The sequence below is a fragment of the Arthrobacter sp. CAN_C5 genome, assembly GCF_017875735.1.
Lineage (GTDB): Bacteria > Actinomycetota > Actinomycetes > Actinomycetales > Micrococcaceae > Arthrobacter_D.
On the sequence record NZ_JAGGMZ010000001.1, the window covers coordinates 2,709,534 to 2,734,284 of the forward strand.

General features: G+C 64.5%; 17 protein-coding genes and 2 rRNA genes. 3 read left to right on the top strand and 16 right to left on the bottom strand.

Features of this window, described 5'->3' with window-relative positions; all coding sequences use genetic code 11:
* Positions 1–214: 214 nt before the first annotated feature.
* The 6 genes from H4V95_RS12720 to H4V95_RS12745 form a co-directional block, all read right to left on the bottom strand.
* A 23S ribosomal RNA gene (locus H4V95_RS12720) occupies positions 215–3,379 on the bottom strand.
* A gap of 593 nt (positions 3,380–3,972) precedes the next feature.
* Positions 3,973–5,499 (bottom strand): 16S ribosomal RNA (locus tag H4V95_RS12725).
* The 16S and 23S rRNA genes sit together here, the layout of an rRNA operon.
* Before the next feature lie 481 nt (positions 5,500–5,980).
* Complete coding sequence (gene tyrS / locus H4V95_RS12730; RefSeq protein ID WP_209730818.1) at positions 5,981–7,321, bottom strand: tyrosine--tRNA ligase; 1,341 nt, start codon at positions 7,319–7,321, stop codon at positions 5,981–5,983.
* A 13-nt stretch (positions 7,322–7,334) separates the two neighbouring features.
* On the bottom strand, positions 7,335–9,587 hold the full coding sequence (locus H4V95_RS12735; RefSeq protein WP_209730819.1) for a UvrD-helicase domain-containing protein: 2,253 nt from the start codon (positions 9,585–9,587) through the stop codon (positions 7,335–7,337).
* A gap of 76 nt (positions 9,588–9,663) precedes the next feature.
* Positions 9,664–10,215, bottom strand: coding sequence for an adenine phosphoribosyltransferase (locus tag H4V95_RS12740; RefSeq protein ID WP_312884033.1), 552 nt, complete (start codon positions 10,213–10,215; stop codon positions 9,664–9,666).
* Complete coding sequence (locus H4V95_RS12745) at positions 10,212–10,847, bottom strand: DNA-3-methyladenine glycosylase (RefSeq protein WP_209730820.1); 636 nt, start codon at positions 10,845–10,847, stop codon at positions 10,212–10,214. The genes H4V95_RS12740 and H4V95_RS12745 overlap by 4 nt, the downstream gene beginning before the upstream one ends.
* Positions 10,848–10,942: 95 nt before the next feature.
* On the opposite strand from H4V95_RS12745, the gene H4V95_RS12750 reads away from it, so the two are divergent.
* Together H4V95_RS12750 and H4V95_RS12755 are read left to right on the top strand one after the other, a co-directional pair.
* A complete protein-coding gene (locus H4V95_RS12750) occupies positions 10,943–12,466 on the top strand; it encodes an AlkA N-terminal domain-containing protein (RefSeq protein ID WP_196866239.1) in 1,524 nt (507 codons plus the stop codon).
* Entirely contained in the window at positions 12,466–13,047 is a 582-nt protein-coding gene (locus H4V95_RS12755; protein WP_196866240.1) for a methylated-DNA--[protein]-cysteine S-methyltransferase, read from the top strand. The genes H4V95_RS12750 and H4V95_RS12755 overlap by 1 nt, the downstream gene beginning before the upstream one ends.
* Here H4V95_RS12755 and H4V95_RS12760 read toward each other — a convergent pair.
* The 10 genes from H4V95_RS12760 to argC form a co-directional block, all read right to left on the bottom strand.
* Entirely contained in the window at positions 13,020–13,895 is an 876-nt protein-coding gene (locus tag H4V95_RS12760; RefSeq protein ID WP_196866241.1) for an SRPBCC domain-containing protein, read from the bottom strand. The two genes, H4V95_RS12755 and H4V95_RS12760, sit on opposite strands and share 28 nt — an antisense overlap.
* A 61-nt stretch (positions 13,896–13,956) precedes the next feature.
* Positions 13,957–14,730, bottom strand: coding sequence for a maleylpyruvate isomerase family mycothiol-dependent enzyme (locus tag H4V95_RS12765; RefSeq protein WP_196866242.1), 774 nt, complete (start codon positions 14,728–14,730; stop codon positions 13,957–13,959).
* A complete protein-coding gene (gene argH, locus H4V95_RS12770; protein WP_196866243.1) occupies positions 14,727–16,220 on the bottom strand; it encodes an argininosuccinate lyase in 1,494 nt (497 codons plus the stop codon). Before argH ends, H4V95_RS12765 begins: the two co-directional genes overlap by 4 nt.
* A 2-nt stretch (positions 16,221–16,222) precedes the next feature.
* On the bottom strand, positions 16,223–17,425 hold the full coding sequence (locus H4V95_RS12775) for an argininosuccinate synthase (RefSeq protein WP_196866244.1): 1,203 nt from the start codon (positions 17,423–17,425) through the stop codon (positions 16,223–16,225).
* Between the two features lie 97 nt (positions 17,426–17,522).
* On the bottom strand, positions 17,523–18,047 hold the full coding sequence (locus tag H4V95_RS12780) for an arginine repressor (RefSeq protein ID WP_196866245.1): 525 nt from the start codon (positions 18,045–18,047) through the stop codon (positions 17,523–17,525).
* Positions 18,044–19,009, bottom strand: coding sequence for an ornithine carbamoyltransferase (argF, locus tag H4V95_RS12785; protein WP_209730821.1), 966 nt, complete (start codon positions 19,007–19,009; stop codon positions 18,044–18,046). Before argF ends, H4V95_RS12780 begins: the two co-directional genes overlap by 4 nt.
* Complete coding sequence (locus H4V95_RS12790; protein WP_196866247.1) at positions 19,006–20,301, bottom strand: acetylornithine transaminase; 1,296 nt, start codon at positions 20,299–20,301, stop codon at positions 19,006–19,008. Before H4V95_RS12790 ends, argF begins: the two co-directional genes overlap by 4 nt.
* Positions 20,298–21,206, bottom strand: a complete 909-nt coding sequence (argB, locus tag H4V95_RS12795) for an acetylglutamate kinase (RefSeq protein ID WP_196866248.1) — start codon at positions 21,204–21,206, stop codon at positions 20,298–20,300. Before argB ends, H4V95_RS12790 begins: the two co-directional genes overlap by 4 nt.
* 36 nt (positions 21,207–21,242) lie before the next feature.
* Positions 21,243–22,412, bottom strand: coding sequence for a bifunctional glutamate N-acetyltransferase/amino-acid acetyltransferase ArgJ (gene argJ, locus H4V95_RS12800; RefSeq protein ID WP_196866249.1), 1,170 nt, complete (start codon positions 22,410–22,412; stop codon positions 21,243–21,245).
* Positions 22,409–23,440: an N-acetyl-gamma-glutamyl-phosphate reductase gene (argC, locus tag H4V95_RS12805; protein WP_196866250.1), complete on the bottom strand. Its 1,032-nt coding sequence runs from the start codon at positions 23,438–23,440 to the stop codon at positions 22,409–22,411. Before argC ends, argJ begins: the two co-directional genes overlap by 4 nt.
* 123 nt (positions 23,441–23,563) lie before the next feature.
* Here argC and H4V95_RS12810 point away from each other — a divergent pair, with 123 nt between their 5' ends.
* Positions 23,564–24,529 carry a quinone oxidoreductase gene (locus H4V95_RS12810; protein ID WP_196866251.1) on the top strand — a complete coding sequence of 322 codons (966 nt, stop codon included), beginning with the start codon at positions 23,564–23,566 and terminating at the stop codon, positions 24,527–24,529.
* Positions 24,530–24,751 lie beyond the last annotated feature (222 nt).

Here is a 24,751-nt window from a genome sequence, read left to right on the forward strand (position 1 = left end):
GGTCCTGGTGTGGACCGCACCCGTATCCGGGGGTGGGAAGTTTGTGGTTACAACATTTTCAGTGGTTGTTTCCTGTATTCTGTTGTTCCCCCACGGTTTTATGGTGGGGGTGGTTCCTGTTGTTGGTTGGGAACCGCATAGTGGACGAAAGCAGCATATCTTTTACACCATCCGGGGTGTGAACGTCTTTTGATGCCGTTCACGGGTGGTGTGTGTGGTGTAAGTTATCGGCTTATTAGTACCGGTCAGCTTCACAAGTCGTTAGTCCTTGCTTCCACGTCCGGCCTATCAACCCAGTGGTCTGGCTGGGGGCCTCTCACACAAATGTGTATGGAAATCTCATCTCGAAGCAGGCTTCCCGCTTAGATGCTTTCAGCGGTTATCCCATCCGAACGTAGCTAATCAGCGGTGCACTTGGCAGTACAACTGACACACCAGAGGTTCGTCCGTCCCGGTCCTCTCGTACTAAGGACAGCCCTTCTCAAATTTCCTGCGCGCGCAGCGGATAGGGACCGAACTGTCTCACGACGTTCTAAACCCAGCTCGCGTACCGCTTTAATGGGCGAACAGCCCAACCCTTGGGACCTACTCCAGCCCCAGGATGCGACGAGCCGACATCGAGGTGCCAAACCATGCCGTCGATATGGACTCTTGGGCAAGATCAGCCTGTTATCCCCGAGGTACCTTTTATCCGTTGAGCGACGGCCATTCCACAATGTACCGCCGGATCACTAGTCCCGACTTTCGTCCCTGCTTGAGATGTCTCTCTCACAGTCAAGCTCCCTTGTGCACTTACACTCGACACCTGATTGCCAACCAGGCTGAGGGAACCTTTGGGCGCCTCCGTTACTTTTTAGGAGGCAACCGCCCCAGTTAAACTACCCATCAGGCACTGTCCCTGACCCGGATTACGGGCCGAAGTTAGATATCCAGTATGACCAGAGTGGTATTTCAACGATGACTCCCCCTGAACTAGCGTCCAGGGTTCACAGTCTCCCACCTATCCTACACAAGCCACACCGAACACCAATACCAAACTATAGTGAAGGTCTCGGGGTCTTTCCGTCCTGCTGCGCGTAACGAGCATCTTTACTCGTAGTGCAATTTCGCCGAGCTTATGGTTGAGACAGCGGGGAAGTCGTTACTCCATTCGTGCAGGTCGGAACTTACCCGACAAGGAATTTCGCTACCTTAGGATGGTTATAGTTACCACCGCCGTTTACTGGGGCTTAAATTCCCAGCTTCGCACCCCGAAGGGCACTAACCGGTCCTCTTAACCTTCCAGCACCGGGCAGGAGTCAGTCCGTATACATCGTCTTGCGACTTCGCACGGACCTGTGTTTTTAGTAAACAGTCGCTTCCCCCTGGTCTCTGCGGCCCCACAACGCTCACAACAGCAAGTGTCGGTCACGGGTGAGGCCCCCCTTCTCCCGAAGTTACGGGGGCATTTTGCCGAGTTCCTTAACCATAATTCTCTCGATCGCCTTAGTATTCTCTACCTGATCACCTGTGTCGGTTTGGGGTACGGGCGGCTAAAACCTCGCGCCGATGCTTTTCTAGGCAGCATAGGATCACCGGATCCCCGCATAACGGGGCCCATCGGGTCTCAGAGACGGTATCAAAACCAGGACCACGGATTTGCCTATGGTCCCTCCTACATCCTTAGACCGGGGCAACCATCGCCCGGCCCGGCTACCTTCCTGCGTCACACCTGTTAATACGCTTACCTCCCAGGATCAGGTCCCGCGCTCCACCAAAAACCACGTCACCCCGAAGGGTGGGCAGTCAGGTATTGGGCGGTTAGTATCCCCTGCTCAGTATGGGCGGTTTTTCGCCGGTACGGGAATATCAACCCGTTGTCCATCGACTACGCCTGTCGGCCTCGCCTTAGGTCCCGACTTACCCAGGGCAGATTAGCTTGACCCTGGAACCCTTGATCATTCGGCGGACGGGTTTCTCACCCGTCTTTCGCTACTCATGCCTGCATTCTCACTCGTGTAGGCTCCACCGCTGGTTTACACCGCGACTTCACCGCCCACACGACGCTCCCCTACCACTCCAGACGCCTGAACTCAGGAGAACAAGTCTCCGGCTTAGCTAATATCTGAAATCCACAACTTCGGCGGTGTACTTGAGCCCCGCTACATTGTCGGCGCGGAATCACTTGACCAGTGAGCTATTACGCACTCTTTCAAGGATGGCTGCTTCTAAGCCAACCTCCTGGTTGTCTTCGCAACTCCACATCCTTTCCCACTTAGCACACGCTTAGGGGCCTTAGTTGGTGGTCTGGGCTGTTTCCCTCTCGACTATGAAGCTTATCCCCCACAGTCTCACTGCTGCGCTCTCACTTACCGGCATTCGGAGTTTGGCTGACGTCAGTAACCTTGTAGGGCCCATTAGCCATCCAGTAGCTCTACCTCCGGTAAGAAACACGCAACGCTGCACCTAAATGCATTTCGGGGAGAACCAGCTATCACGAAGTTTGATTGGCCTTTCACCCCTACCCACAGCTCATCCCCTCCATTTTCAACTGAAGTGGGTTCGGTCCTCCACGACGTCTTACCGTCGCTTCAACCTGGCCATGGGTAGATCACTTCGCTTCGGGTCTAGATCACGCCACTCACTCGCCCTATTCAGACTCGCTTTCGCTACGGCTTCCCCACACGGGTTAACCTCGCGACGTAACACTAACTCGCAGGCTCATTCTTCAAAAGGCACGCCATCACACCACCACCCCCGAAGGGATGACAACGCTCTGACGGATTGTAGGCACACGGTTTCAGGTACTGTTTCACTCCCCTCCCGGGGTACTTTTCACCTTTCCCTCACGGTACTTGTCCGCTATCGGTCATCAGGGAGTATTTAGGCTTACCAGGTGGTCCTGGCAGATTCGCACGGGATTTCTCGGGCCCCGTACTACTTGGGATACTCTCCAAACGGCAGCACGCATTACGGTTACGGGACTTACACCCTCTCCGGCCGGCCTTTCAAGACCGTTCACCTATACGCCTGCACTCATTTCACTGATCCGGCAGAATCAGAACGGAAAGTCCCGCAACCCCAGTGATGCAACGCCCGCCGGCTATCACACACCACTGGTTTAGCCTCATCCGCGTTCGCTCGCCACTACTAACGGAATCACTATTGTTTTCTCTTCCTGTGGGTACTGAGATGTTTCACTTCCCCACGTTCCCTCCACGCACCCTATGTGTTCAGATGCGGGTCACCCGGTCCATCGCTGGCCAGGCGGGGTTTCCCCATTCGGAAATCCTGGGCTCACAGTCCGGTTATCGACTCCCCCAGGCTTATCGCAGATTCCCACGTCCTTCTTCGGCTCCTGATGCCAAGGCATCCACCGTGTGCCCTTAAAAACTTGACCACAAAAGATCAAAAAACATATCGAGAAAACCATGGAAACAAACATAAAGTCTGAAACCAAGATTTTTTGAAATTGCTTCTTATTTTTAAGATGCTCTCGTCCACTATGCAGTTCTCAACCAACAACCCCACACCACCAGCACAGACCCCCCACACACACCAACCAGCCCGACCCAAACAGATCAAACCACCAGCATGCATTCAAAGGATCCCGCTGCCATGGCAGGGAAAAACCAGAAACACCAACACCCCAACCCAACCCACACCACCCACACACCCCGCCCCACCCCCACCAAACAGCAGGAGAAGAACAACACATGTAAGACGTGCACGAGAATCAGGGCCCTGTTATTTCAGGACCCAACAGTGTGCCATACGATAAACCCGATCACCACCAACCAACACCCTTTCCACACCACCCCCGAAAGGATGACCGTACTCAACTGCCAGCCAGCGCCACCAGGCACCTATTCATTGATATTCCACCCTTGAGCAGCCCACCGCGGAACAAACGCCCGCGCAATAGGCCATACTCCTACGAACCCCCCACCAACCACACAGGGCCAATGAGAACAGGCTCGAGGTGCTCCTTAGAAAGGAGGTGATCCAGCCGCACCTTCCGGTACGGCTACCTTGTTACGACTTAGTCCCAATCGCCGGTCCCACCTTCGACAGCTCCCTCCCCACAAGGGGGTTAGGCCACCGGCTTCGGGTGTTACCAACTTTCGTGACTTGACGGGCGGTGTGTACAAGGCCCGGGAACGTATTCACCGCAGCGTTGCTGATCTGCGATTACTAGCGACTCCGACTTCATGAGGTCGAGTTGCAGACCTCAATCCGAACTGAGACCGGCTTTTTGGGATTAGCTCCACCTCACAGTATCGCAACCCTTTGTACCGGCCATTGTAGCATGCGTGAAGCCCAAGACATAAGGGGCATGATGATTTGACGTCGTCCCCACCTTCCTCCGAGTTGACCCCGGCAGTCTCCTATGAGTCCCCGCCATAACGCGCTGGCAACATAGAACGAGGGTTGCGCTCGTTGCGGGACTTAACCCAACATCTCACGACACGAGCTGACGACAACCATGCACCACCTGTAAACCGGCCGCAAGCGGCCAACACATCTCTGCGCTGTTCCAGTTCATGTCAAGCCTTGGTAAGGTTCTTCGCGTTGCATCGAATTAATCCGCATGCTCCGCCGCTTGTGCGGGCCCCCGTCAATTCCTTTGAGTTTTAGCCTTGCGGCCGTACTCCCCAGGCGGGGCACTTAATGCGTTAGCTACGGCGCGGAAAACGTGGAATGTCCCCCACACCTAGTGCCCAACGTTTACGGCATGGACTACCAGGGTATCTAATCCTGTTCGCTCCCCATGCTTTCGCTCCTCAGCGTCAGTTAATGCCCAGAGACCTGCCTTCGCCATCGGTGTTCCTCCTGATATCTGCGCATTTCACCGCTACACCAGGAATTCCAGTCTCCCCTACATCACTCTAGTCTGCCCGTACCCACCGCAGATCCGGGGTTAAGCCCCGGACTTTCACGGCAGACGCGACAAACCGCCTACGAGCTCTTTACGCCCAATAATTCCGGATAACGCTTGCGCCCTACGTATTACCGCGGCTGCTGGCACGTAGTTAGCCGGCGCTTCTTCTGCAGGTACCGTCACTTTCGCTTCTTCCCTACTGAAAGAGGTTTACAACCCGAAGGCCTTCATCCCCCACGCGGCGTCGCTGCATCAGGCTTGCGCCCATTGTGCAATATTCCCCACTGCTGCCTCCCGTAGGAGTCTGGGCCGTGTCTCAGTCCCAGTGTGGCCGTCCACCCTCTCAGGCCGGCTACCCGTCGTCGCCTTGGTAGGCCATTACCCCACCAACAAGCTGATAGGCCGCGAGTCCATCCAAAACCGCAATAAAGCTTTCCACCAACATGGCATGCGCCAGAAGGTCATATCCAGTATTAGACCCGGTTTCCCAGGCTTATCCCAGAGTCAAGGGCAGGTTACTCACGTGTTACTCACCCGTTCGCCACTAATCCCCCAGCAAGCTGGGATCATCGTTCGACTTGCATGTGTTAAGCACGCCGCCAGCGTTCATCCTGAGCCAGGATCAAACTCTCCGTAAATGCATTACAGACACGCACCCACCACCAGGAAAAACCAGTAAACAGGCACGCGCAAAATTCGAAACCAGCCAAAAACAACCACACAACACCACGGGGTGGCATCATGCAGCCAAATTCAACCAATCAATAAAACAATCGGTATCAACAAACATGGCACACTATTGAGTTCTCAAACAACAGGCGCAATTCGATTTATCTGTAAATAAACTTTCTATTTACATTTCCTCGCTGCGACTTATCTAAAGTTATTCCATCCGCATTATCTTTGTCAAATCCGCAGTATTTCCAGATTTTCACAAAAACAACCGAATGAACCGACGAAAATGTACGGTATTTCTGGCTTCTGTGCTGAGCACACGCCGGATCCACCGATGAATTTTTCGAAGGGGTTGGTTGCCACTCAATGGCGGCAACTCAGAAAACATTACACGTGGATCTGGGTGTTCGCAAATCCTCGTGGGCAGGGCCGAGAAGCCCGGGGTTAGACCGGTTGGACGTCGACCGTGGCGAGCGTGCGCTTGCCACGCCGCAGCACCAAATACCGCCCATGCAACAGCGAATCGGGTCCCATCACCGTGTCCGGATCCTGGACCTTCACGTTGTTGACGTAGGCGCCACCTTCACCCACCGTGCGGCGGGCCGCGGAGTTGCTGGCCGAGAGACCGCTGGCCACCAGCAGGTCAATGATGCCCAGGGCATCCGCCGGGACGGTTGCCTTGGGCAGCTCCGCGATCGCCGCCGTCAGGGTGGTCTCGTCCAGGTCGGCCAGTTCGCCCTGACCGAAGAGCGCCGCCGAGGCAGCGATCACTTTTTCGGTGGCGCCCACCCCATGGACCAGGGAGTTCACCTCAAACGCCAGCGCCCGCTGGGCTTCGCGCAAATGGGGACGCTCCTGCGCAGCCCTGCCAAGTTCCTCGATCTCCTCACGCGTCTTGAACGTGAAGACCTTCAGCCGGCCCACCACGTCGGCGTCGGCGGTGTTGAGCCAGAACTGGTAGAAGGCGTAGGGGCTCGTCAGCTGGGCGTCAATCCAGATGGCGTTACCCTCGCTCTTGCCAAACTTGGTGCCATCCGAGTTGGTGATCAGCGGGGTGCCGATGGCGTGAACGCTTTTCCCCTCGGACCGCCTGATAAGGTCGGTGCCGCTGGTCAGATTGCCCCACTGGTCCGATCCCCCGGTCTGCAGGGTGCACCCGTAACTGCGGTACAGCTCCAGGAAGTCCAGTCCCTGCAGGATCTGGTAGCTGAACTCGGTGTAGCTGATACCGGCGTCCGAGTTCAGCCGCGCGCTGACAGCATCCTTGGCCAGCATGGTGCCCACCCGGTAGTGCTTGCCGATTTCCCGCAGGAAGTCGATAGCGCTCAGCGGTGCGGTCCAGTCCAGGTTGTTGACCATCCGGGCAGGGTTTTCGCCGTCGAAGTCGAGGTACTTCTGCACCTGGGCCCGCAGCTTCTCCACCCACTCGGCGACCGTCTCGGGTGTGTTCAGTGCCCGCTCCGAGGTGGGGCGGGGGTCACCGATCAGCCCCGTGGAGCCTCCTACCAGCCCGAGTGCATGGTGTCCGGCAAGCTGGAGCCGCCTCATGGTGAGTAGTTGCACCAGGTGCCCGAGGTGCAGGCTGGGTGCGGTGGGGTCGAACCCACAGTAGAAAGTCACCGGATCGCCCGCGAGGGCCTTCTCCAGTTCGTCCTCGTCGGTGGAGACCTGGACCAACCCACGCCACTTCAATTCCTGCCAGACGTTGGCGAAGGATGGGTCGTTGTGCTGGTCGCTTAGGAGTGCGGCGAGGCCGGGGTCTGTGGTTTCAGTTAGGTGGGACACAGACTCTAAATTATCAGTCCTCGATGCCTGCCGGTATTTCTCCGGTGGCAATAAGACGCAGCCGCTGGGTGGGGCGGGTCATTGAGACGTACAGGTCGCCGACCCGGATGGACCGGGGGTCGAGCATTTCCGCTGGTTCCAGGACCACGACGCCGTCAAACTCCAGCCCCTTGGCCTCCCGCGGGGTGGTGACCACAATGTCCTGCCCGGTACTGCCGGCGCCGAACCCGACCCGTTGCCCGTAGACAGCGGTCAGGGCAGAGCGCACCTGAGCGTGCACACGCTCAGGGGTGATGACCGCAAGCAACCCGCCCTCAATCGCCGCGAGCTCTTCGGGTACCGCGGTCAGCAGCGCCGGGATGAGCTCGGGAACCCGATCCACTACCGGCGCCCAGCGACCCTCCCGCACTGCCTTGGGTGCCGAGACGACCAGTCCGGCGGCGTTGGCCATCCGCGCGGCTGCCTCAGCGATCTGGGCAGGGGTGCGGTAGTTGACGGTAAGTTCCTCGAGCTGCCACCGGTCCCCCACAAACGGTTCCAGCGCCTGCTGCCACGAGTTGGACCCGGCGGCCGAGCTTGTCTGCGCAATGTCGCCGACAATGGTGAAGGACTTCAGGGGGCAGCGGCGCATGAGCACCCGCCACTGCATGGGGGACAATTCCTGCGCCTCGTCCACCACGATGTGCCCGAAGGCCCACGTCCGGTCGACGGAGGCGCGTTCGGCTGCGCTCAACCGGGCTTCGGTCACGGCGTTGTGGTCAGCGAGGTCCTCGGCGGTCAGCACGCCGTCGACGCCCGAGTCGGCGAGCGACTCGTTGACGTTCTCGAGCGTGCGCTCGGCGTTCGCCAGGTCCCGGCGTCGTTCCTGATCCCGGGCGGCGTTGTCGCGTCCGGCCGACGCGTCCAGATCTCCGAGCAGTTCGGCGGCCTCGTCCAGCAGGGCCACGTCGGCTTCGGTCCAGGGCGCGTCGGCGGGGCGCGTGAGCGCTTCGACCTCGGCGTCGCTGAAACCCGGAGCGGCGGCCGCCAGGATCCCCGGTTTGGTGAGAAGTTCGGCGACGAACTTCTCGGGGGTGAGGGGCATCCATGCCAGGTTGAGGGCAATCCTGACATCCCGGGAACTGCGGACGTCCTCAGCCAGATAGGACCGGTCTGCGGTGTTGCCCGCCCCCGACGATTCCTCCAGCTGTTCGGTGAGCTGCTCGGTCAGTTCTCTCAGCAGGATCTTCACGAAGGTGACCCGGGCTTCGTTGTGGGGTTTGCCGGTGGCACGGGCACGTTCGCGCGCCTTGCGCACCTGCCGAGGTGCAAGGGTCAGGATCGTGCCTTCGACGTTGAGCCGTTTGTCCTCCGCCGGCACGCGCTGGCGGTTGGCCAACGCGCGGCGCAGCACATCCACCATCTCAAGGCGTCCCTTGATTTCGGCGGCAGTCTCGGTGGGCTCCTGGACTGCCGTGATGCCGGGCATCAGGCTGCCGATGCTGGCCATCACCACGCCGGTCTCCCCCAGAGAGGGGAGCACCCGTTCGATGTACTTCATGAACGCATTGGTCGGACCAACCAGCAACACACCGGCTGACTTCAGCCGTTCGCGGTGCGTGTAAAGCAGGTAGGCGGCACGGTGCAGTGCGACAGCGGTCTTGCCCGTACCGGGTCCGCCCTGGACGACGACGACGCCCTGTAGCGGCGCCCTGATCACCCGGTCCTGCTCGGCCTGGATGGTGCCGACAATGTCGGACATTTGCCCGGTGCGCTTGGAGTTGAGGGCGGCGAGGAGGGCTCCTTCGCCCTGCAGGGAGTCATCCTCGGTGAGCAGGGCAACGTCCAGTACGTCATCCTCGATGGCCAGGACGTTGCGCCGGGAAAGGATCAGATGACGACGGCGGCGCACCCCCATCCGTTCGAAGGCGGTTGCCTGGTAGAAGGTGCCGGCCTCCGGTGCCCGCCAGTCGACCATGAGCTGCTGTAGGTCTGCGGTAGACAGGCCGATCCTGCCGATGTAGCGCTCGTCCCCGGTGTCGAGGTCCAGGCGCCCGAACACCAGTCGGTCGTCGACGGCGTTGAGCTGGGCGAGCCGATCCTCGTACATGGTGGCGAAGGCATCGCGTTCGGACCGGTTCTGGTGGGATCCGGCTGACAGGGAACGGCGCACCTCGGCGAGCTGCCCGCGCTTTTCGGCGCGGAGTTCATCAAGCCGTTGGTAGAGCCCCGCGACATAGCCGCGCTCGTGCTCCAGCTCGTTGCGGGCCGTGGATGTGTGATGCATAATTCGTTTCCCTCTCGCCAAAGGCAGACCGTCAATTCTACAGGGACGGTGCCGCTTTTGGCATGGTCAGTGAATCCTAGGCGGAAACGGTGGCGTGGACGCGATACCGCGGCACCCGCGCCCGTCCCGTCAATGCTGCGAGCTCGAGGACCACGGCGCACCCGATGACCTCGGCACCGGCGGTTTCAAACAACCGGGTGGCGGCGCCGAGCGTGCCGCCCGTCGCCAAAACGTCGTCGAGCACCAGGACACGGGTGCCGGGAACGACGTCCCCCTGGTGGATTTCCAGGACCGCGTCCCCGTACTCGAGGCTGTAGGACTCGGAGAGGACCGACCGGGGCAGCTTGCCGGGTTTCCGGACTGCCATGACGCCGGTCCCCGTGGCGTAGGCGACGGCTGCAGCCAGCAGGAACCCGCGTGCCTCGATGCCAGCCACCAGATCGAACTCCCCCGCGAAGGGGCGGACCAGGTCATCGATCACTGCGCGGAACGCTGCTGGATCCCCAAACACCGGAGTGAGATCGCGAAAGCTGATGCCCGGACGTGGAAAGTCCTGAACCGTGAGGCAGAGCCGTTCGATGTAGTCCTGCGCTGTGGTGTCCGAGCCGGCGGGTACTGAAATATTCACCCATTAACTGTACGGGCTGCGCGCGGCTTCGCCGCGCGGTAGCGGGACACCGTCGGATCGTCAGTCAGCCAGTAGCGCCACGGGTACGCCGTGCTGCCACCCGCACCCGCTACTCCAACGCGCGGCCCACTCGAGAACGCTGCCTGGTCCACCGGCGTGCCCGGGAGGGTGAGGGACAGCGGACCGGCGAACAGGTCGGCGCCGTCGAGCGTGCGGTCCAGGCCCAAAGCCTGCGCCAGCCGGGCCGGGCCGCGGGCCAGATCCAGGTCCAGCCGCGGGGATTTGCGGCGCGCCCGGGCCGTCTCGTGGCCCTCGACAATCTCCCCCGCCCGCAGCAGTAGCCCGGTGGGCTGGCCCGGCTCACCACAGACCACGTTGGCGCAGTAGTGCATGCCATAGGTGAAATACACGTACAGGTGTCCGGGGGCGCCGAACATGCTCGAGTTCCGGGGTGTCTGGCCGCGGAAGGCGTGGGATCCGGGGTCGTCTGCGCCAAGGTAAGCCTCCACCTCGGTGATCCTGACCGTGACCCGGCTTACGCCGTCGTCGTGGCTGAACAGACCGCCCAGCAGGGTCGGTGCAACGGCGGTGGCTGGACGGGCCAGCCGGCTTCGGTCGGTGTTCGTTTCCACAGCACAAGACCGTAGCAAACCGCCCCACCCACTGCCGCCACGGTCGTGTCCGATTCCCGCTAGCTGCCGGTGGCCGAACCTGCAACGATGGGGTGATGGACTTCTGGCAGCGCTATCGGGCGATTGACTCGCGCGACACCCGCTTCGACGGACAGTTCGTCACCGCCGTGGCCACCACGAGGATCTACTGTCGTCCCTCGTGCCCGGCCCGCACCCCCAAACCTGCCAATGTGACCTTCTATCAGACCTCGGCCGCCGCCCATCAGGCCGGCTACAGGGCGTGCAAGCGCTGCCTGCCCGAGGCTGTTCCCGGCACCCCCGACTGGAACCTCCGCTCGGACGCGGCGGCGCGGGCCATGCGGTTGATCTCCGACGGCGAGGTGGATCGGACGGGGGTGCCTGGCCTGGCCGCCCGGCTCGGCTACTCGACCCGCCAGCTACACCGGATCCTGCATCAGGAGCTCGGTGCGGGACCGCTGGCCCTGGCCCGGGCAACCCGAGCCCAAACGGCCCGCTCCCTGCTGACCTCGTCAGGCCTGAAGTTTGCGGACATTGCCTTCGCCGCGGGGTTCAGCAGTGTCCGGCAGTTCAATGACACAGTGCAGGAGGTGTTTGCCCTCACCCCAACCGATCTTCGCGCCCGTGCCCGGACTGTCCAGGAGTCTTCCGACCCGGGAGGGGCGGGCACCACGCTGTCACTTCTCCTCCCGTTGCGCGTCCCCTACGATCCGGGCATCTTCGAGTTCCTGCGGGTTCGAGCCGTCGACGGCGCGGAGCACGCCACCGTCGACCGGTACGAGAGGCTGGTGCAGCTACCTGGCGGGCAGGGCTGGTTCAGCGCCCGGCTTGCGACGGCGCCCCGCGGCCTGCCCGCCCTCGCGGTGACCGTGTCAGTGGAAAGGCTGCCCGACCTGCCGGTGCTGCTGTCCCGGATCCGTCGGCTGTTCGACCTGGACGCGGATCCCCTGGCCGTGGACGACGTCCTCGGATCCGACCCGATGCTCGCCGGCAGGGTGCAGCAGATTCCGGGGATCCGCCTCCCAGGATCCGTCGACGCTCACGAGATCCTCATCCGGGCCATGATCGGACAGCAGATCACCGTCAAGGCGGCACGCACAGCCCTGCACCGGTTGGCCGTCCTTGGCACACCGTCGACGCTGGCGCCCCACCGGGCAGGAGATGCGGAGCTCCACCGGCTGTTTCCGACGGCTGAGCAAGTGGCCGACGGCGGTGCGGGCCTGCTGAAGGGTCCGGCCCGCCGGACCGACAGTATCCTCCGGGTGAGCTCCGCGCTGGCCGACGGTAGCCTGCAGATCGGGGTCGAGGACGGCGTCGCCGACCTCGAACGAAAGCTTCTCCCGCTGCCGGGGATTGGCCCCTGGACCGTGAGGTATGTGGCAATGCGGGTACTCGGCGCCACCGATATCCAGCTGACCAACGACGCGGCAATCCGGAATGGCTGGGCGGCCCTCACCGGGCGGGCCAGCCAGGCCCAACCGGCCAACGTCACGGCCACCCTTGAACGTTTCATCCCGTGGCGCTCCTACGCCACCCTGCATCTCTGGCGGGTCGCCGCCAACCATCCACCCGCCCATCCCCGAGCAAAGGCAACACCTTGATGACGCTTCCCGATCCAGCATTGACCACACGGGTTCCGACCGCACCCGCCGCTTCCGCTTCCCGGCAGACGACGGTTTCCACCCCGGATGGCCCGTTCACCATCCTGGAACTGGACGGCGCGGTGCTTGCCTCAGGGTGGACCTCCGATCTGGCCGACCTGACCGGACAGATTCACCCGGCCCTGCGACCGGCAACGGCGCCGATCGTGGTTGACCCTGGCGAGCTGGGGCCGATCACCGCAGCGGTGAGCTCCTACTACGACGGCGACATCACGGCGATCGATGCGGTCCCGGTCCGGCAGGTGTCGGGTCCCTTCCGCAGCCACGCCTGGGACATGCTGCGCACCGTTACCCCCGGCCGCCCGGTGACCTATGCGCAGTACGCCGGGCTTGCCGGAAACGCCAGCGCCGTGCGTGCCGCGGCCGGCGCGTGCGCCAGGAACGCGGCTGCCCTCTTTGTGCCCTGCCACCGGGTGATCCGCACCGACGGTTCACTCGGCGGCTTTCGGTGGGGCCTGGAAGTCAAGACGAGCCTCCTCGCCCGGGAGGCGGGTCACTCAGCAGCGGTGTTGGCCCGGTAGAAGTCCTCGAGCACCCGCAGCTTACGGACGCTGATGTGCGGGGTGTCGCCGTCGAGGTCCACCCCCACCGCGTCGAGGTGAGCGTGCCAGCTGGCCATCAGCGTGGCGGTCTCGCCCGGGTCCTCGACCACGTGCCGTACGGTGAGCATCGTGACGGGGCCGGTGGCGGTGAAATCCACTTCGGCCTGTTCGACCCGTGTCTGCTGGGACGGGTCCGCGGTGAGGGCGTCCTTGACCTTCGGCAGCCCCGCCTCGAAGCGCCGGTCGAAATGGATCATGGTGACGCCGTCGGTGGTCTCCAATTCGCCCATGGTGTGGGAGAGGTGGAACTCTGCGGCGTAGGCGTCGCGGAGCGTGGCCCAGTCGGCGTCCGGACCCGGTGGCCGTCCGGCGGCGACGTGGTCGAGGGCGTCCAGGATGAGCTGCCATCCGGCAGCGCCCTCGGTGAGGAAGGCGGCGGTTTCCGAACGGGCCCGCAGCTGGAACAGCGCACCGCCGTCGCACTCGAGCACCCGCCATTCCAGCAGCGATTCCAGGCCCATGTTGTCGTCCCAGGTGATCTGGAGGCTGGTGGGCGAATTGAGCTGCAGGACGGTGCCGGCCGATAGATCGCCGCCCATGTCCAGCGAATACTCCTTGCCCAGCTCCCACCCCGGGGTGAGCTTGCCGAGCCACCTGGCCACCTGTGCGGGTTCAGTAAGGAGGTTCCAGACGTAGGAGCGTGGATAGTCGAACTGCCGGTCGAACGCCAGCACATACCCGTCTCTCAGCCGTTCAATCCGGCCCAGCGGTTCGGCACGGTGGGACGCCGCTACACGCTGCAACTCGCCGGTGAGTTGAGATTCCATGCTGCCTCCTGCGACAGGGTGATCCCAACCTACCTCAGGCCCCAACCGTTCCGGAAGGGTTTTACCGGGGTGCCACCGCCGCTGGCCACGGGCCGAGGTCCGGGAGACTTACGGTGTCGGCTGCGTCGGCCGCGTCGGTCGCCTCGAGGCCGCCGACCGGTTCACGGCCAGCAAGCCAGGCTGCGATGTCCTGCAGCGTGCCGGTGACGACGACGGTGGCGGTGGTTCCGGTGGTGCCGGTAGCGCCGTTGCCCGCGTCGGTGGCACGCACAATGATCGGTTCCTGGCCCAGCGGGTGCAGCGTCAGCGCGGTGTCCTCGGGGACCCGGGCGGCGAGGAAATCGATCAGGTAGTGGCAGAAGCGGTCGCTCCAGTCGCGGGAGGTGGTGCCGGCGTCGAGGTCGGTGGCGTGGATGACCAGCTCCCGCCACAGGGCGAGAGCACCGTCGGACACGGTACCGTCCCGGTAGGAGATTTTCGCCTCCCAGTGGTCGCGGGCATGCTCGAACGCGCCGACGGCGGCGTCAACCGCTGCCACCAGCGACTGAACCTGCTCCGCCACGGGACGCTGCGCCCGGGCCTCGATCGCCTGCACCCGGCCCTCAAAGCCGCCGTCATACAGCTCGATCAGGCTGCCCTGCGCGGCGTGTTCCACCTGCCGCTGCATGGCCCGGGAAATCCCCTCCGTATGGGCCACAACGTGGGCCCGCGACCAGCCGGGCAGCGCCGTCGGTTCACCGAACGAGTCTTCGTCCAGTCCCTTGACGGTTGCTTTCAGGTCTTCGCCCGCCACGGCGAGCCCGGCTGATACTTCGCGGATGAGGTGTTCAATCACTGCGGGTCCTCTTCGTCTGGCCCTGCGACGGGCGTGTGCGCACGATCCTTGTTCTCGAGGGTACCCCGCACCGCCGGGAGGAAGCTGGCAACGCCGGCAAGCTCATCGCGGAGGGCCTCCAGCTGGCGTTCCACCGCCGCGGGGGCGGTACCACCCTGCGAGTCCCGGCTGTTCAGGGACCCCTCAACCGTCAGCACCTCGCGGACGCCCGGGGTGAGGTGCACGGAAATGGAGGCGTAATCATCGTCGCTGAGATCCCAGAGTTCCACCCCACGGCTTTCAGCCAGCCGGACGGCAGCGCCGGAAAGCTCGTGGGCTTCCCGGAACGGGACCCCCTGGCGGACCAGCCATTCAGCGATGTCCGTGGCCAGGGCGAAGCCCTGCGGTGCCAGGGACGCCATGCGCTCGGTGTTGAACGTCAGGGTCGCGATCATTCCCGAGACGGCAGGGAGGAGCACTTCGAGGGTGTCGGTCGCGTCGAAGACCGGCTCCTTGTCCTCCTGGAGGTCACGGTTGTAGGCCAGCGGCAGCCCCTTGAGGGTGGCGAGCAGCCCGGTGAGGTTGCCGATCAGCCGGCCAGCCTTGCCCCGTGCCAGTTCGGCGACGTCCGGGTTCTTCTTCTGCGGCATGATCGACGACCCGGTGGAGTACGAGTCGTGCAGGGTGACGAAGGAAAACTCCTTCGTCGCCCACAGGATCACCTCTTCACTGATCCGGGACAGGTCTACCCCGATCATCGACGCGATCCACGCGAACTCCGCATAGACATCCCGCGCCGCGGTGCCGTCAATCGAGTTGTGGGTCGCCGAGGAGAAGCCCAGCTCCGCTGCCACTGCCTGCGGGTCCAGGCCCAGCGAGGAACCCGCCAGGGCACCGGAGCCGTAGGGTGATACGGCGGCCCGCTTGTCCCAGTCCTGCAACCGCTGCACGTCGCGTAGCAGTGCCCAGGCGTGGGCGAGCAGGTGGTGGCTCAGCAGGACCGGCTGGGCGTGCTGCAGGTGGGTGCGGCCCGGCATGGGGACCCGCAGGTGGTCCTCGGCCTGCTGCACCAGAGCCTCGATGGTCGCCAGCACCCCGCCGGCGACGATCCGCGCATGGTCCCGGAGGTACATCCTCCCCAGGGTGGCGACCTGGTCGTTGCGGGACCGGCCGGCCCGGAGCTTGCCGCCGAGCTGGACGCCGGCGCGTTCGATCAGACCGCGTTCCAGCGAGCCGTGCACGTCCTCGTCCGACTCGGCGGGCGTGTAGGCGCCGGAACGGACATCGGCGTCGAGCACGTCGAGGGCCGCGAGCATGCCGGCGAGTTCGCCGTCATCGAGCAGGCTTGCACGGTGCAGGACCCGGGCGTGCGCCCGGGATCCGGCAATGTCGTACAGGGCCAGACGCCAGTCGAAATGGGTCGACTTGCTCAGGGCGGCCAGCGCGTCGGCGGGTCCGCCGTCGAACCGGCCGCCCCAGAGGGCTCCCTCGTTGGTGGAGGCTGAAGCCATTGCTACTGACCCGCCCGCTCGTCGCGGCCGGAAGCCACCTTCGAGGACAGGCCGAAGATCTCGATGAAGCCGCGGGCCATCGACTGGTCGAACGTGTCGCCGGTGTCGTAGGTGGCCAGGCTGAAGTCGTACAGCGAGGTGTCGGACTTGCGCCCGGTAACCGTGGCGCGCCCGCCGTGGAGGTCCATCCGGATGTCACCGGAGACGTACTTCTGGGTGTCCTCGATGAAGGTGTCAAGGGAGCGCTTCAGCGGGGAGAACCACTGGCCGTCGTAGACCAGCTCGGTCCAGCGCTGGCCGACGGTCTTCTTGAACCGTGCCTGCTCGCGTTCCACCGTGACATTTTCAAGTTCGCGGTGCGCGGCGATGAGGGCCATGGCGCCGGGCGCCTCGTAGATTTCGCGGCTCTTGATACCGACTAGGCGGTCTTCGACGATGTCGATCCGGCCTACGCCCTGTGCGCCGGCGCGGCGGTTCAGCTGCTCGATGGCCTGCAGCGGGGTGACGGCAAGGCCGTCGATGGCGACGGGGATACCTTCACGGAAGGTGATGGTCGCCTCGTCGGCCGCCGGGGAGAACTCGGGGGAATCCGTGTACTCGTAGACGTCCTTCGAGGGGCCGTTCCAGATGTCCTCGAGGAAGCCGGTCTCGACGGCGCGGCCCCAGACGTTCTGGTCAATGGAGAACGGGTTCTTCTTGGTGGTCTGGATGGGGAGGTTGTGCTCCTCGGCGAAGGTGATCGCCTTGTCCCGGGTCAGGGCCAGGTCACGCACGGGGGCGATGCAGCGCAGGTCGGGGCCGAGGGTCTGGATACCCACCTCGAACCGCACCTGGTCGTTGCCCTTGCCGGTGCAGCCATGGGCCACGGTGGTTGCGCCGAATTCGCGGGCTGCCGCCACCAGGTGCTTGACGATCACCGGACGGGACACGGCGGACACCAGCGGGTAGGCGTCCATGTAAAGGGCGTTGGCCTTGAGTGCGGGCATGCAGTAGTCGTTGGCGAATTCGTCGCGGGCGTCGGCCACGTAGGCTTCGACCGCGCCGCAGTCGAGGGCGCGCTGGCGGATCTCTTCGAGGGATTCGCCGCCCTGTCCGACGTCGACGGCGACGGCGATGACCTCGGCGCCGGTGGCTTCGGCGATCCAGCCGATGGCTACCGAGGTGTCGAGTCCGCCGGAGTAGGCGAGAACAATGCGTTCAGTCATGGGTGTTGCTCCTGGGGTGTAGGGATGTGATCGGTCAAGAAAACGGTTCGGTAGTGGTTCAAGTGGTGGTTCAAGTGGTGGTACTGGTGTCGGATGGTCAGGAAACGGGTTTGTGCATGGGGTCCTGTGCGAATTGCCGGAAGCGGGCCGCCACATCCGGCCCACCGGCCGGGTCGCGGGTCACCAGCATAATGGTGTCATCCCCGGCGATGCTGCCCAGGACCGAGGGCATCACCGAGTGGTCAATGGCCAGGGCCAGGAAGTTTGCGGCACCGGGCGGGGTCCGCAGCACCACGAGGTTCCCGGATGCTTCGGCGGTGACCAGCAGTTCCGAGCAGAGCCGGGACAGCCGGGAGTCGAGGACTTCCTGGGTAACGCCACTCTGCGGTGTCCTGCCGCCGCCTTCGGCCGGGACGGCGTACACGAGGGTGCCCTCGCTGGCGCGGACGCGCACCGCCCCGAGTTCCACCAGGTCACGGGACAGGGTCGCCTGGGTAACGAGGACGCCGTCGTCGGCCAGGAGGGACGCCAGTTCCGCCTGCGACCTGACCGACTGGCCGGTAAGGATGGCCCGGATCCGGGCCTGCCGTGCCGTCTTGGTGGTGGGCTGGAGCTGGGTCATCGCCGGTCCATCAGCCACACCATCAGGGCCTTCTGGGCGTGCAGCCGGTTTTCGGCCTCGTCCCAGACCACTGACTGGGGGCCGTCGATGACGTCGGCGGCGATCTCGTAGCCGCGGTAGGCCGGCAGGCAGTGCAGGACGACGGCGTCGGGCGCGGCGTGCGCCATCGCCGCCGCGTCCACTCCATAGCTGCTGAACAGCTCATAGGTGGCGTCCTTGGCGCTGGCGCTGTCGGGTTCCTGGCCCATCGAGATCCAGGTGTCGGTGGCGACGACGTCGGCGTCGGCCAGGGCGGTCGCCGCATCGGTGGTGACCAGGACGGACCCTCCGGTTTCAGCGGCCCGGGCGGTGGCCAGGTCGATCACCGACTGCTGGGGCAGGTGCCCCTCCGGGCCTGCGACGCGGACGTGCATCCCGGCGGTGACCCCGGCGAGCAGGTAGGAGTTGGCCATGTTGTTGGCGGCGTCACCCAGGTAGGCGAGGGTGAGACCGGCGAGGGTGCCCTTGTGCTCGCGGATGGTCAGCAGGTCGGCGAGGAGTTGGCACGGGTGGTAGTCGTCGGAGAGGGCGTTGATCACCGGGACCTTCGAGGCGGCGGCCATCTCCTCCAGCCCGGCCTGGGCGTAGGTGCGCCAGACGATGGTGGACACCATGCGATCAAGTACCTTGGCGGTGTCGGTGATGGATTCCTTGTGGCCCAGCTGTGACTCCCCCGCCCCGATGATCAGCGGGACCCCGCCCAGGTCGGCGATGCCGGTGGCAAAGGACACGCGGGTGCGGGTGGAGGTCTTGTCGAAGATCACCGCGACGGTCTGCCGCCCCGTGGTGGCGGCTCCGTCGGTGCCGATTCCGGCGTAGGGGCTCCGCGAGTAGGGCGCCTGTTTGAGCTCGGCGGCGAGGTCCAGCACCTCGGTCTGCTCGGCCTGTGAAAGGTCGGTGTCGATCAGGAAGTGGCGGGTCATGGGGTAATGTCCTTTGCGGTCTTCAGGATGCCGGGCAACGCGGCGATGAACGTGGCCGCCTGGTCCTGAGTGAGGATCAGCGGCGGCGCCATGCGCAGCGTGTTGGGGGTGGGTGAGTTCACGATGAATCCCTGCTGCAGCGCCTCGGTAACGGCTGCGGCCGCGTAGTCGCCTTCCAGGTCGAAGCCGATCAGCAGGCCCTCCCCGCGGACCTCGGTGACCTGGTCCACGGCGGCGAGCCGGTCCCGCAGCCAGGCGCCGACGTCGTGCGCGTGGCTGAGGAGTCCAGTGGTTTCGATGGTGTGCAGGGTGGCCAGCGCCGCGGCGGTTGCGACGGGGTTTCCGCCGAAGGTGGTGCCGTGCTGGCCGGGGGCGAACAGGGACGACACCGTGTCGCCGAACGTGACGAGCGCGCCGATGGGGAACCCGCCGCCGAGTCCCTTGGCGAGGGTCATGGCGTCCGGGACCACCCCGCTGGGCTGGTGGGCGAACCAGGAGCCGGTGCGGCCAATGCCGGTCTGCACCTCATCGAGGATCAGCAGTGCCCCGGCTCTGCTGGTGATTTCGCGTGCTGCCTGCAGGTACCCCGGCGGCAACGGCCGGACTCCTGCCTCCCCCTGAATCGGTTCGATGACGACTGCCGCGACCGTTTCGTCGACGGCGTTGACCAAGGCCTCGATACTCCCGAACGGCAGGTGTTCAACACCGCCGGGCAGTGGTTCGAAGGGTTCCCGGTAGGCCTGCTTTGCGGTCAGTGCCAGGGCCCCCATGGTGCGGCCGTGGAACGCGCCGTCGAGGGCGAGGATTCGGGTGCGTGCGGGTTTGCCGTCCTGAGCGGGCGCGCTGTTACGGCGGGCGAGCTTGAAGGCTGCCTCAACGGCCTCGGTGCCTGAGTTGGCGAAGAAGACCTTCGACCCGGCGGGTGCTGCAGCGAGCTGCAGCAACTTTTCGGCCAGGGCAATCTGGGTGGGGCTGGTGAAGAAGTTCGAGACGTGGCCGAGCGTCGCGAGCTGGCTGGTGATCACCGAGGTGACGAACGGGTGAGCATGGCCGAGCGCGTTGACGGCGATCCCGCCGAGCAGATCGAGGTATTCCTTCCCGTCGGCGTCCCACACGGTGCACCCGGTGCCGCGGACGAGGACCCGTTGCGGAGTGCCAAAGACGCCCAACAGGGAAGCGCTGTACCGGGTGAGCCAGTCGGCGCCCGACGCCTGGTGGTCCAGCACGGCGTCGAGCTGTCCGCTGGGGCTGGGATGGTTCGGGCTGGGTTCATTCTGATGAAGATCCGTCATGATCCGTCCTCGTCCGGTACTACCTGGGTGCCGATCCCTGCGGTGGTGAAGGTTTCCAGCAGCATGGAGTGGGCCAGCCTGCCGTCGACAATATGCGCCCGGGCCACCCCGCCGTCGACCGCTGCGAGGCAGGCGCTCATCTTGGGGATCATGCCGGATTCCAGCTGCGGCAGCATGGTGCGAAGTTGGCCGGCGGTGAGGGAGGAAATCAGCGAGGATTTGTCGGGCCAGTTGGCGTACAGCCCCTCGACGTCGGTGAGAATCACCAGTTTGGAGGCGCGCAGTGCCTGGGCCAGTGCGGCGGCGGCCGTGTCAGCGTTGACGTTGAGCACCTGGTTGGTGCCGTCGCCGTCGTCGTCAATTTCCGGGGCGACCGTTGAGATGACGGGGATCCGGCCGGCCTCAAGGATGTCGAGGATCGCGGCCGGGTTGACCCCCACCACCTCGCCGACCAGTCCCAAGTCCACGTCGACGCCGTCGACGACGGTGCCGGTACGGGTGGCCTGCAGCAGACCGCCGTCCTCACCCGAGAGCCCCACCGCGTAGGGTCCGTGCGAGTTGATCAGTCCCACGAGTTCGCGTCCCACCTGGCCGGTGAGCACCATCCTGACCACATCCATGGTTTCCGGGGTGGTAACGCGCAGGCCGCCCTTGAACTCTGACTCAATTCCGAGCCGCTGCAGCATCGAACTGATCTGGGGTCCGCCACCATGGACGACGACGGGCCGGATGCCTACATGGTGGAGGAAAACAATGTCCTCGGCGAAGGCGCGGCGCAGGTCGTCGTTGACCATGGCGTTTCCGCCGTATTTGATCACCATCGTGGTGCCCGCGAACCGTTGGATCCACGGCAGCGCCTCGATGAGCGTCTCCGCCTTATCCTGCGCGGCAATGACTGAGTTCATGACGTCCTTCTGGTGACAGCTGGGGGCGGATACTCGCTACGACGAGTACGCCGAGTTTTCGTGCACGTACTCGTGCGTGAGGTCGTTGGTCCAGATGGTGGCGGTCTCTGCGCCGGCCCGGAGGTCGATCTCCACCGTGACGTCCCGGCCGGTGAGGTCCACCAGGTCCCGCGAGTCGCCGATACCGCCGTCGCGGCAGATCTGCACCCCGTTCATTGAGACGTTCAGCTGGTCCGGTTCGAAGGCGGCATCGGTGGTACCGACGGCGGCCAGCACCCGCCCCCAGTTGGGATCGTTGCCGAAGATTGCCGTCTTGAACAGGTTGGAGCGGGCCACCGAGCGGCAGACCGTTTCGGCGTCGCGCACGGTTGCCGCGTTGACGGCGGTGACCGCGATGTCGTGGCTGGCACCCTCGGCGTCCTTGATGAGTTGCTGCGCCAGGGAATGGCAGACCTCGGTGAGCGAACGGGTGAACTCGGCGGCGTCGGGGGTGACCCCTGATGCGCCTGAGGCGAGCAGCACCACCGTGTCGTTGGTGGACATGCAGCCGTCCGAGTCGGTCCGGTCAAACGTCAGTCGGGTTGCCTCGCGCAGGGCTGCGTCCAGCTGGCTTGGATCCAGTACGGCGTCCGTGGTCAGGACCACCAGCATCGTCGCCAGCCCCGGGGCGAGCATGCCCGCGCCCTTGGCCATGCCGCCGATCGAGTAGCCCTCGCTGGGCGCGTCGGCCGTGGCAGGGTGGCGGGCCTGCTTGGGCACCGAGTCGGTGGTCATGATGGCTTCGGCCGCTGCCAGTCCGCCGCCGGTGGAGAGTTGCGCGATGGCGTCCTTCACCCCGGGGAGGAGCTTGTCCATCGGCAGCTGCTCACCGATCAGTCCGGTGGAGCAGACGAAGACGTCACCCGACGAGATCTGCAGTGCGTCGCCCGCGTACTCGGCGGTGGCGTGGGTGTTCTGGAACCCCTCGGCTCCGGTGCAGGCGTTGGCTCCACCGGAGTTGAGCACTACCGCGTCCACCCGGCCGTCGGAGACTACCTGGCGGGACCAGTGCACCGGGGCGGCGGCGACCCGGTTCGAGGTGAAGACTGCTGCAGCGTGCTGCAGTGGTCCGTCATTGACCACCACCGCCACATCGGACTTGCCCGACGTTTTAAGGCCAGCGGCGGTGCCTGCGGCCCGGAATCCGGCGGGTGCGGTGATGCTCATGGTGCAACTCCCTGCAGTGTGAGCCCGGCGGTCTCGGGGAGACCCAGGGCGATGTTCATGGACTGGATGGCTCCGCCGGCGGTGCCCTTGGTGAGGTTGTCTATCACGCAGGTGACAATTACGCGGCCGGCGTGGTCGTCGAAGGCGAGTTGGAGGTTGGCGTAGTTGGAGCCGAGGACCGCCTTGGTGGCCGGCCACTGCCCCTCGGGCAGCACCGTGACAAAAGGTTCGTCGTCGTAGGCAGCGGTATAGGCGTCCCGGAGCTGCTCGGCGGTGGTGCCGGGGACCACTTTGGCCGTGGCGGTGGTGAGGATGCCGCGGGCCATCGGCGCGAGCGTGGGGGTAAACGACACCTTCACCTGCTGGCCAGCGGCGAGGGACAGCCCCTGCTCGATTTCGGGGGTGTGGCGGTGGGCTCCACCGACGCCGTAGGGGCTCATGCCGCCCATCACCTCGGAGCCCAACAGATGCGCCTTGACCGCTTTACCCGCACCCGAAGTGCCTGACGCAGCGACGATGACGACGTCGTCGGGCTGCAGCAGACCGGCCGCGTAGCCGGGGGCCAGCGCGAGCAGTGAGCTGGTGGGATAGCACCCGGGGACGGCGACCCGGCGGGCACCGCGCAGCAGTTCGCGGTGGCCGGGCAGCTCGGGGAGCCCGTACGGCCAGGTGCCGGCGTGGACGGAGCCGTAGAACTTTTCCCAGGCGGCGGGGTCGGTAAGGCGGTGGTCGGCGCCGGCGTCAATCACCAGGGTGGTGGCCGGAAGCTGGGCGGCGATGTCGGCGCTGGCGCCATGCGGCAGGGCGAGGAAAACGACATCGTGCCCGGCGAGGTTCTCCACAGTGGTTTCCTCGAGCAGGCGATCGCTCAGTGCATGCAGATGGGGCTGCAGCTCTCCGAGCCGGGAGCCAGCGCTGCTGTGGGCGGTGATCGCGCCGATGGTCACGGAGGGGTGGGACGCGAGCAACCGCAGCACCTCGCCGCCGGCATAGCCGCTTGCCCCGGAAACTGCCACCGAAATAGTCATGACTCAACCCTACAACAGGAATATACACAGTGCCACATAAGTATGCACCAATGCCGTGTGTGAGGTTGCGGTCGATCTAGCATGGGGTGAGAGCTTCAGTTATCCCGATGAAGGAGAGTCACGATGCCCACAGCCATTGTTGCCCAGCAGGCCGGCGGTCCCGAAGTACTGGCCGTGGCCGAGGTGGACAAGCCCAGCCCTGCCGGGTCAGAGCTGCTGGTCCGGGTGGCTGCAGCTGGCATCAACTACATCGAGACCTATCAGCGCAGCGGCTACTACCCGGTGCGGTACCCGTTCACGCCGGGCGCCGAGGCCGCTGGCGAGGTAGTGGCGATGGGCCCCGAGACAACGGGATTCGCGGTCGGCGACCGGGTCGCCTTCGCGGAAGGGGTGGGCACCTATGCCCAGTTCACTCTCGTCGAGGCCGATAAGGCGGTGCCCGTCCCGGAGGGGGTCAGCCTCGAGACCGCCGCGGCACTCCCCCTGCAGGGCATGACCGCCCACTACCTGATCAACACCACGTTCAAGGTGCAGCTGGGCCAGACGGTGCTTACCCACGCGGGCGCCGGCGGGGTGGGGTTGCTGTTGATCCAGCTGCTCAAGGCCAAGGGTGCACGGGTCATCACCACCGTCTCCACCCAGGACAAGGAGGTACTGGCCCGTGAGGCGGGCGCCGACGAGGTGCTCCGGTATGACGGGTTCGACACCGCGGTGCGTGAGCTGACCAACGGCGTGGGGGTGGATGTGGTGTACGACGGCGTGGGCAAGGCGACCTTCGACGGGTCGCTCGCGTCACTGCGGAAGCGCGGCACGCTGGTCCTGTTCGGGGCTGCGTCCGGCGCGGTTCCAGCGTTCGACCCACAGCGGCTGGCGTCCGCCGGGTCGGTCTACCTCACCCGCCCGAAGCTGCTCGACCACCTGCTGAGCGTCGAGGAACGGCGCTGGCGCTTCTCCGAGGTCTTCGCGGCCGTGGTGGAGGGCTCCCTGCAGGTCAGGATCGGGGGAACCTATCCACTGGAAGCGGCAGCCCAGGCACACGAGGATCTTGAGGCACGCAAAACGACCGGGAAACTGTTGCTCATCCCCTAGGGCTGCGTGCATCGGGGATGGCCCCGCGCAGGTTTCCCCACCTTCTCGGCAGACCGCGGCGTGTTGAGTCAAACACGCCGCGGGTCTGCGCTTGATGCCGCACAACCTGGGGAAACCTGCACGCCCTAACAGCAGACCCGACCCGGGAAGCTCCGGCGACCAGCCGTGTACAGGCCACCCCACAACGACCAGCCCCGGACAGGCCAGCCCACAACGACCAAC

Bases quoted from the DNA above. Each gene is read 5' to 3' on its own strand.
- H4V95_RS12735 (WP_209730819.1), bottom strand. From the start codon at position 9,587: ATGCATCACACATCCACGGCCCGCAACGAGCTGGAGCACGAGCGCGGC.
- H4V95_RS12750 (WP_196866239.1), top strand. From the start codon at position 10,943: ATGGACTTCTGGCAGCGCTATCGGGCGATTGACTCGCGCGACACCCGC.
- H4V95_RS12755 (WP_196866240.1), top strand. From the start codon at position 12,466: ATGACGCTTCCCGATCCAGCATTGACCACACGGGTTCCGACCGCACCC.
- H4V95_RS12760 (WP_196866241.1), bottom strand. From the start codon at position 13,895: ATGGAATCTCAACTCACCGGCGAGTTGCAGCGTGTAGCGGCGTCCCAC.
- argH (WP_196866243.1), bottom strand. From the start codon at position 16,220: ATGGCTTCAGCCTCCACCAACGAGGGAGCCCTCTGGGGCGGCCGGTTC.
- H4V95_RS12775 (WP_196866244.1), bottom strand. From the start codon at position 17,425: ATGACTGAACGCATTGTTCTCGCCTACTCCGGCGGACTCGACACCTCG.
- H4V95_RS12780 (WP_196866245.1), bottom strand. From the start codon at position 18,047: ATGACCCAGCTCCAGCCCACCACCAAGACGGCACGGCAGGCCCGGATC.
- argF (WP_209730821.1), bottom strand. From the start codon at position 19,009: ATGACCCGCCACTTCCTGATCGACACCGACCTTTCACAGGCCGAGCAG.
- H4V95_RS12790 (WP_196866247.1), bottom strand. From the start codon at position 20,301: ATGACGGATCTTCATCAGAATGAACCCAGCCCGAACCATCCCAGCCCC.
- argB (WP_196866248.1), bottom strand. From the start codon at position 21,206: ATGAACTCAGTCATTGCCGCGCAGGATAAGGCGGAGACGCTCATCGAG.
- argJ (WP_196866249.1), bottom strand. From the start codon at position 22,412: ATGAGCATCACCGCACCCGCCGGATTCCGGGCCGCAGGCACCGCCGCT.
- argC (WP_196866250.1), bottom strand. From the start codon at position 23,440: ATGACTATTTCGGTGGCAGTTTCCGGGGCAAGCGGCTATGCCGGCGGC.
- H4V95_RS12810 (WP_196866251.1), top strand. From the start codon at position 23,564: ATGCCCACAGCCATTGTTGCCCAGCAGGCCGGCGGTCCCGAAGTACTG.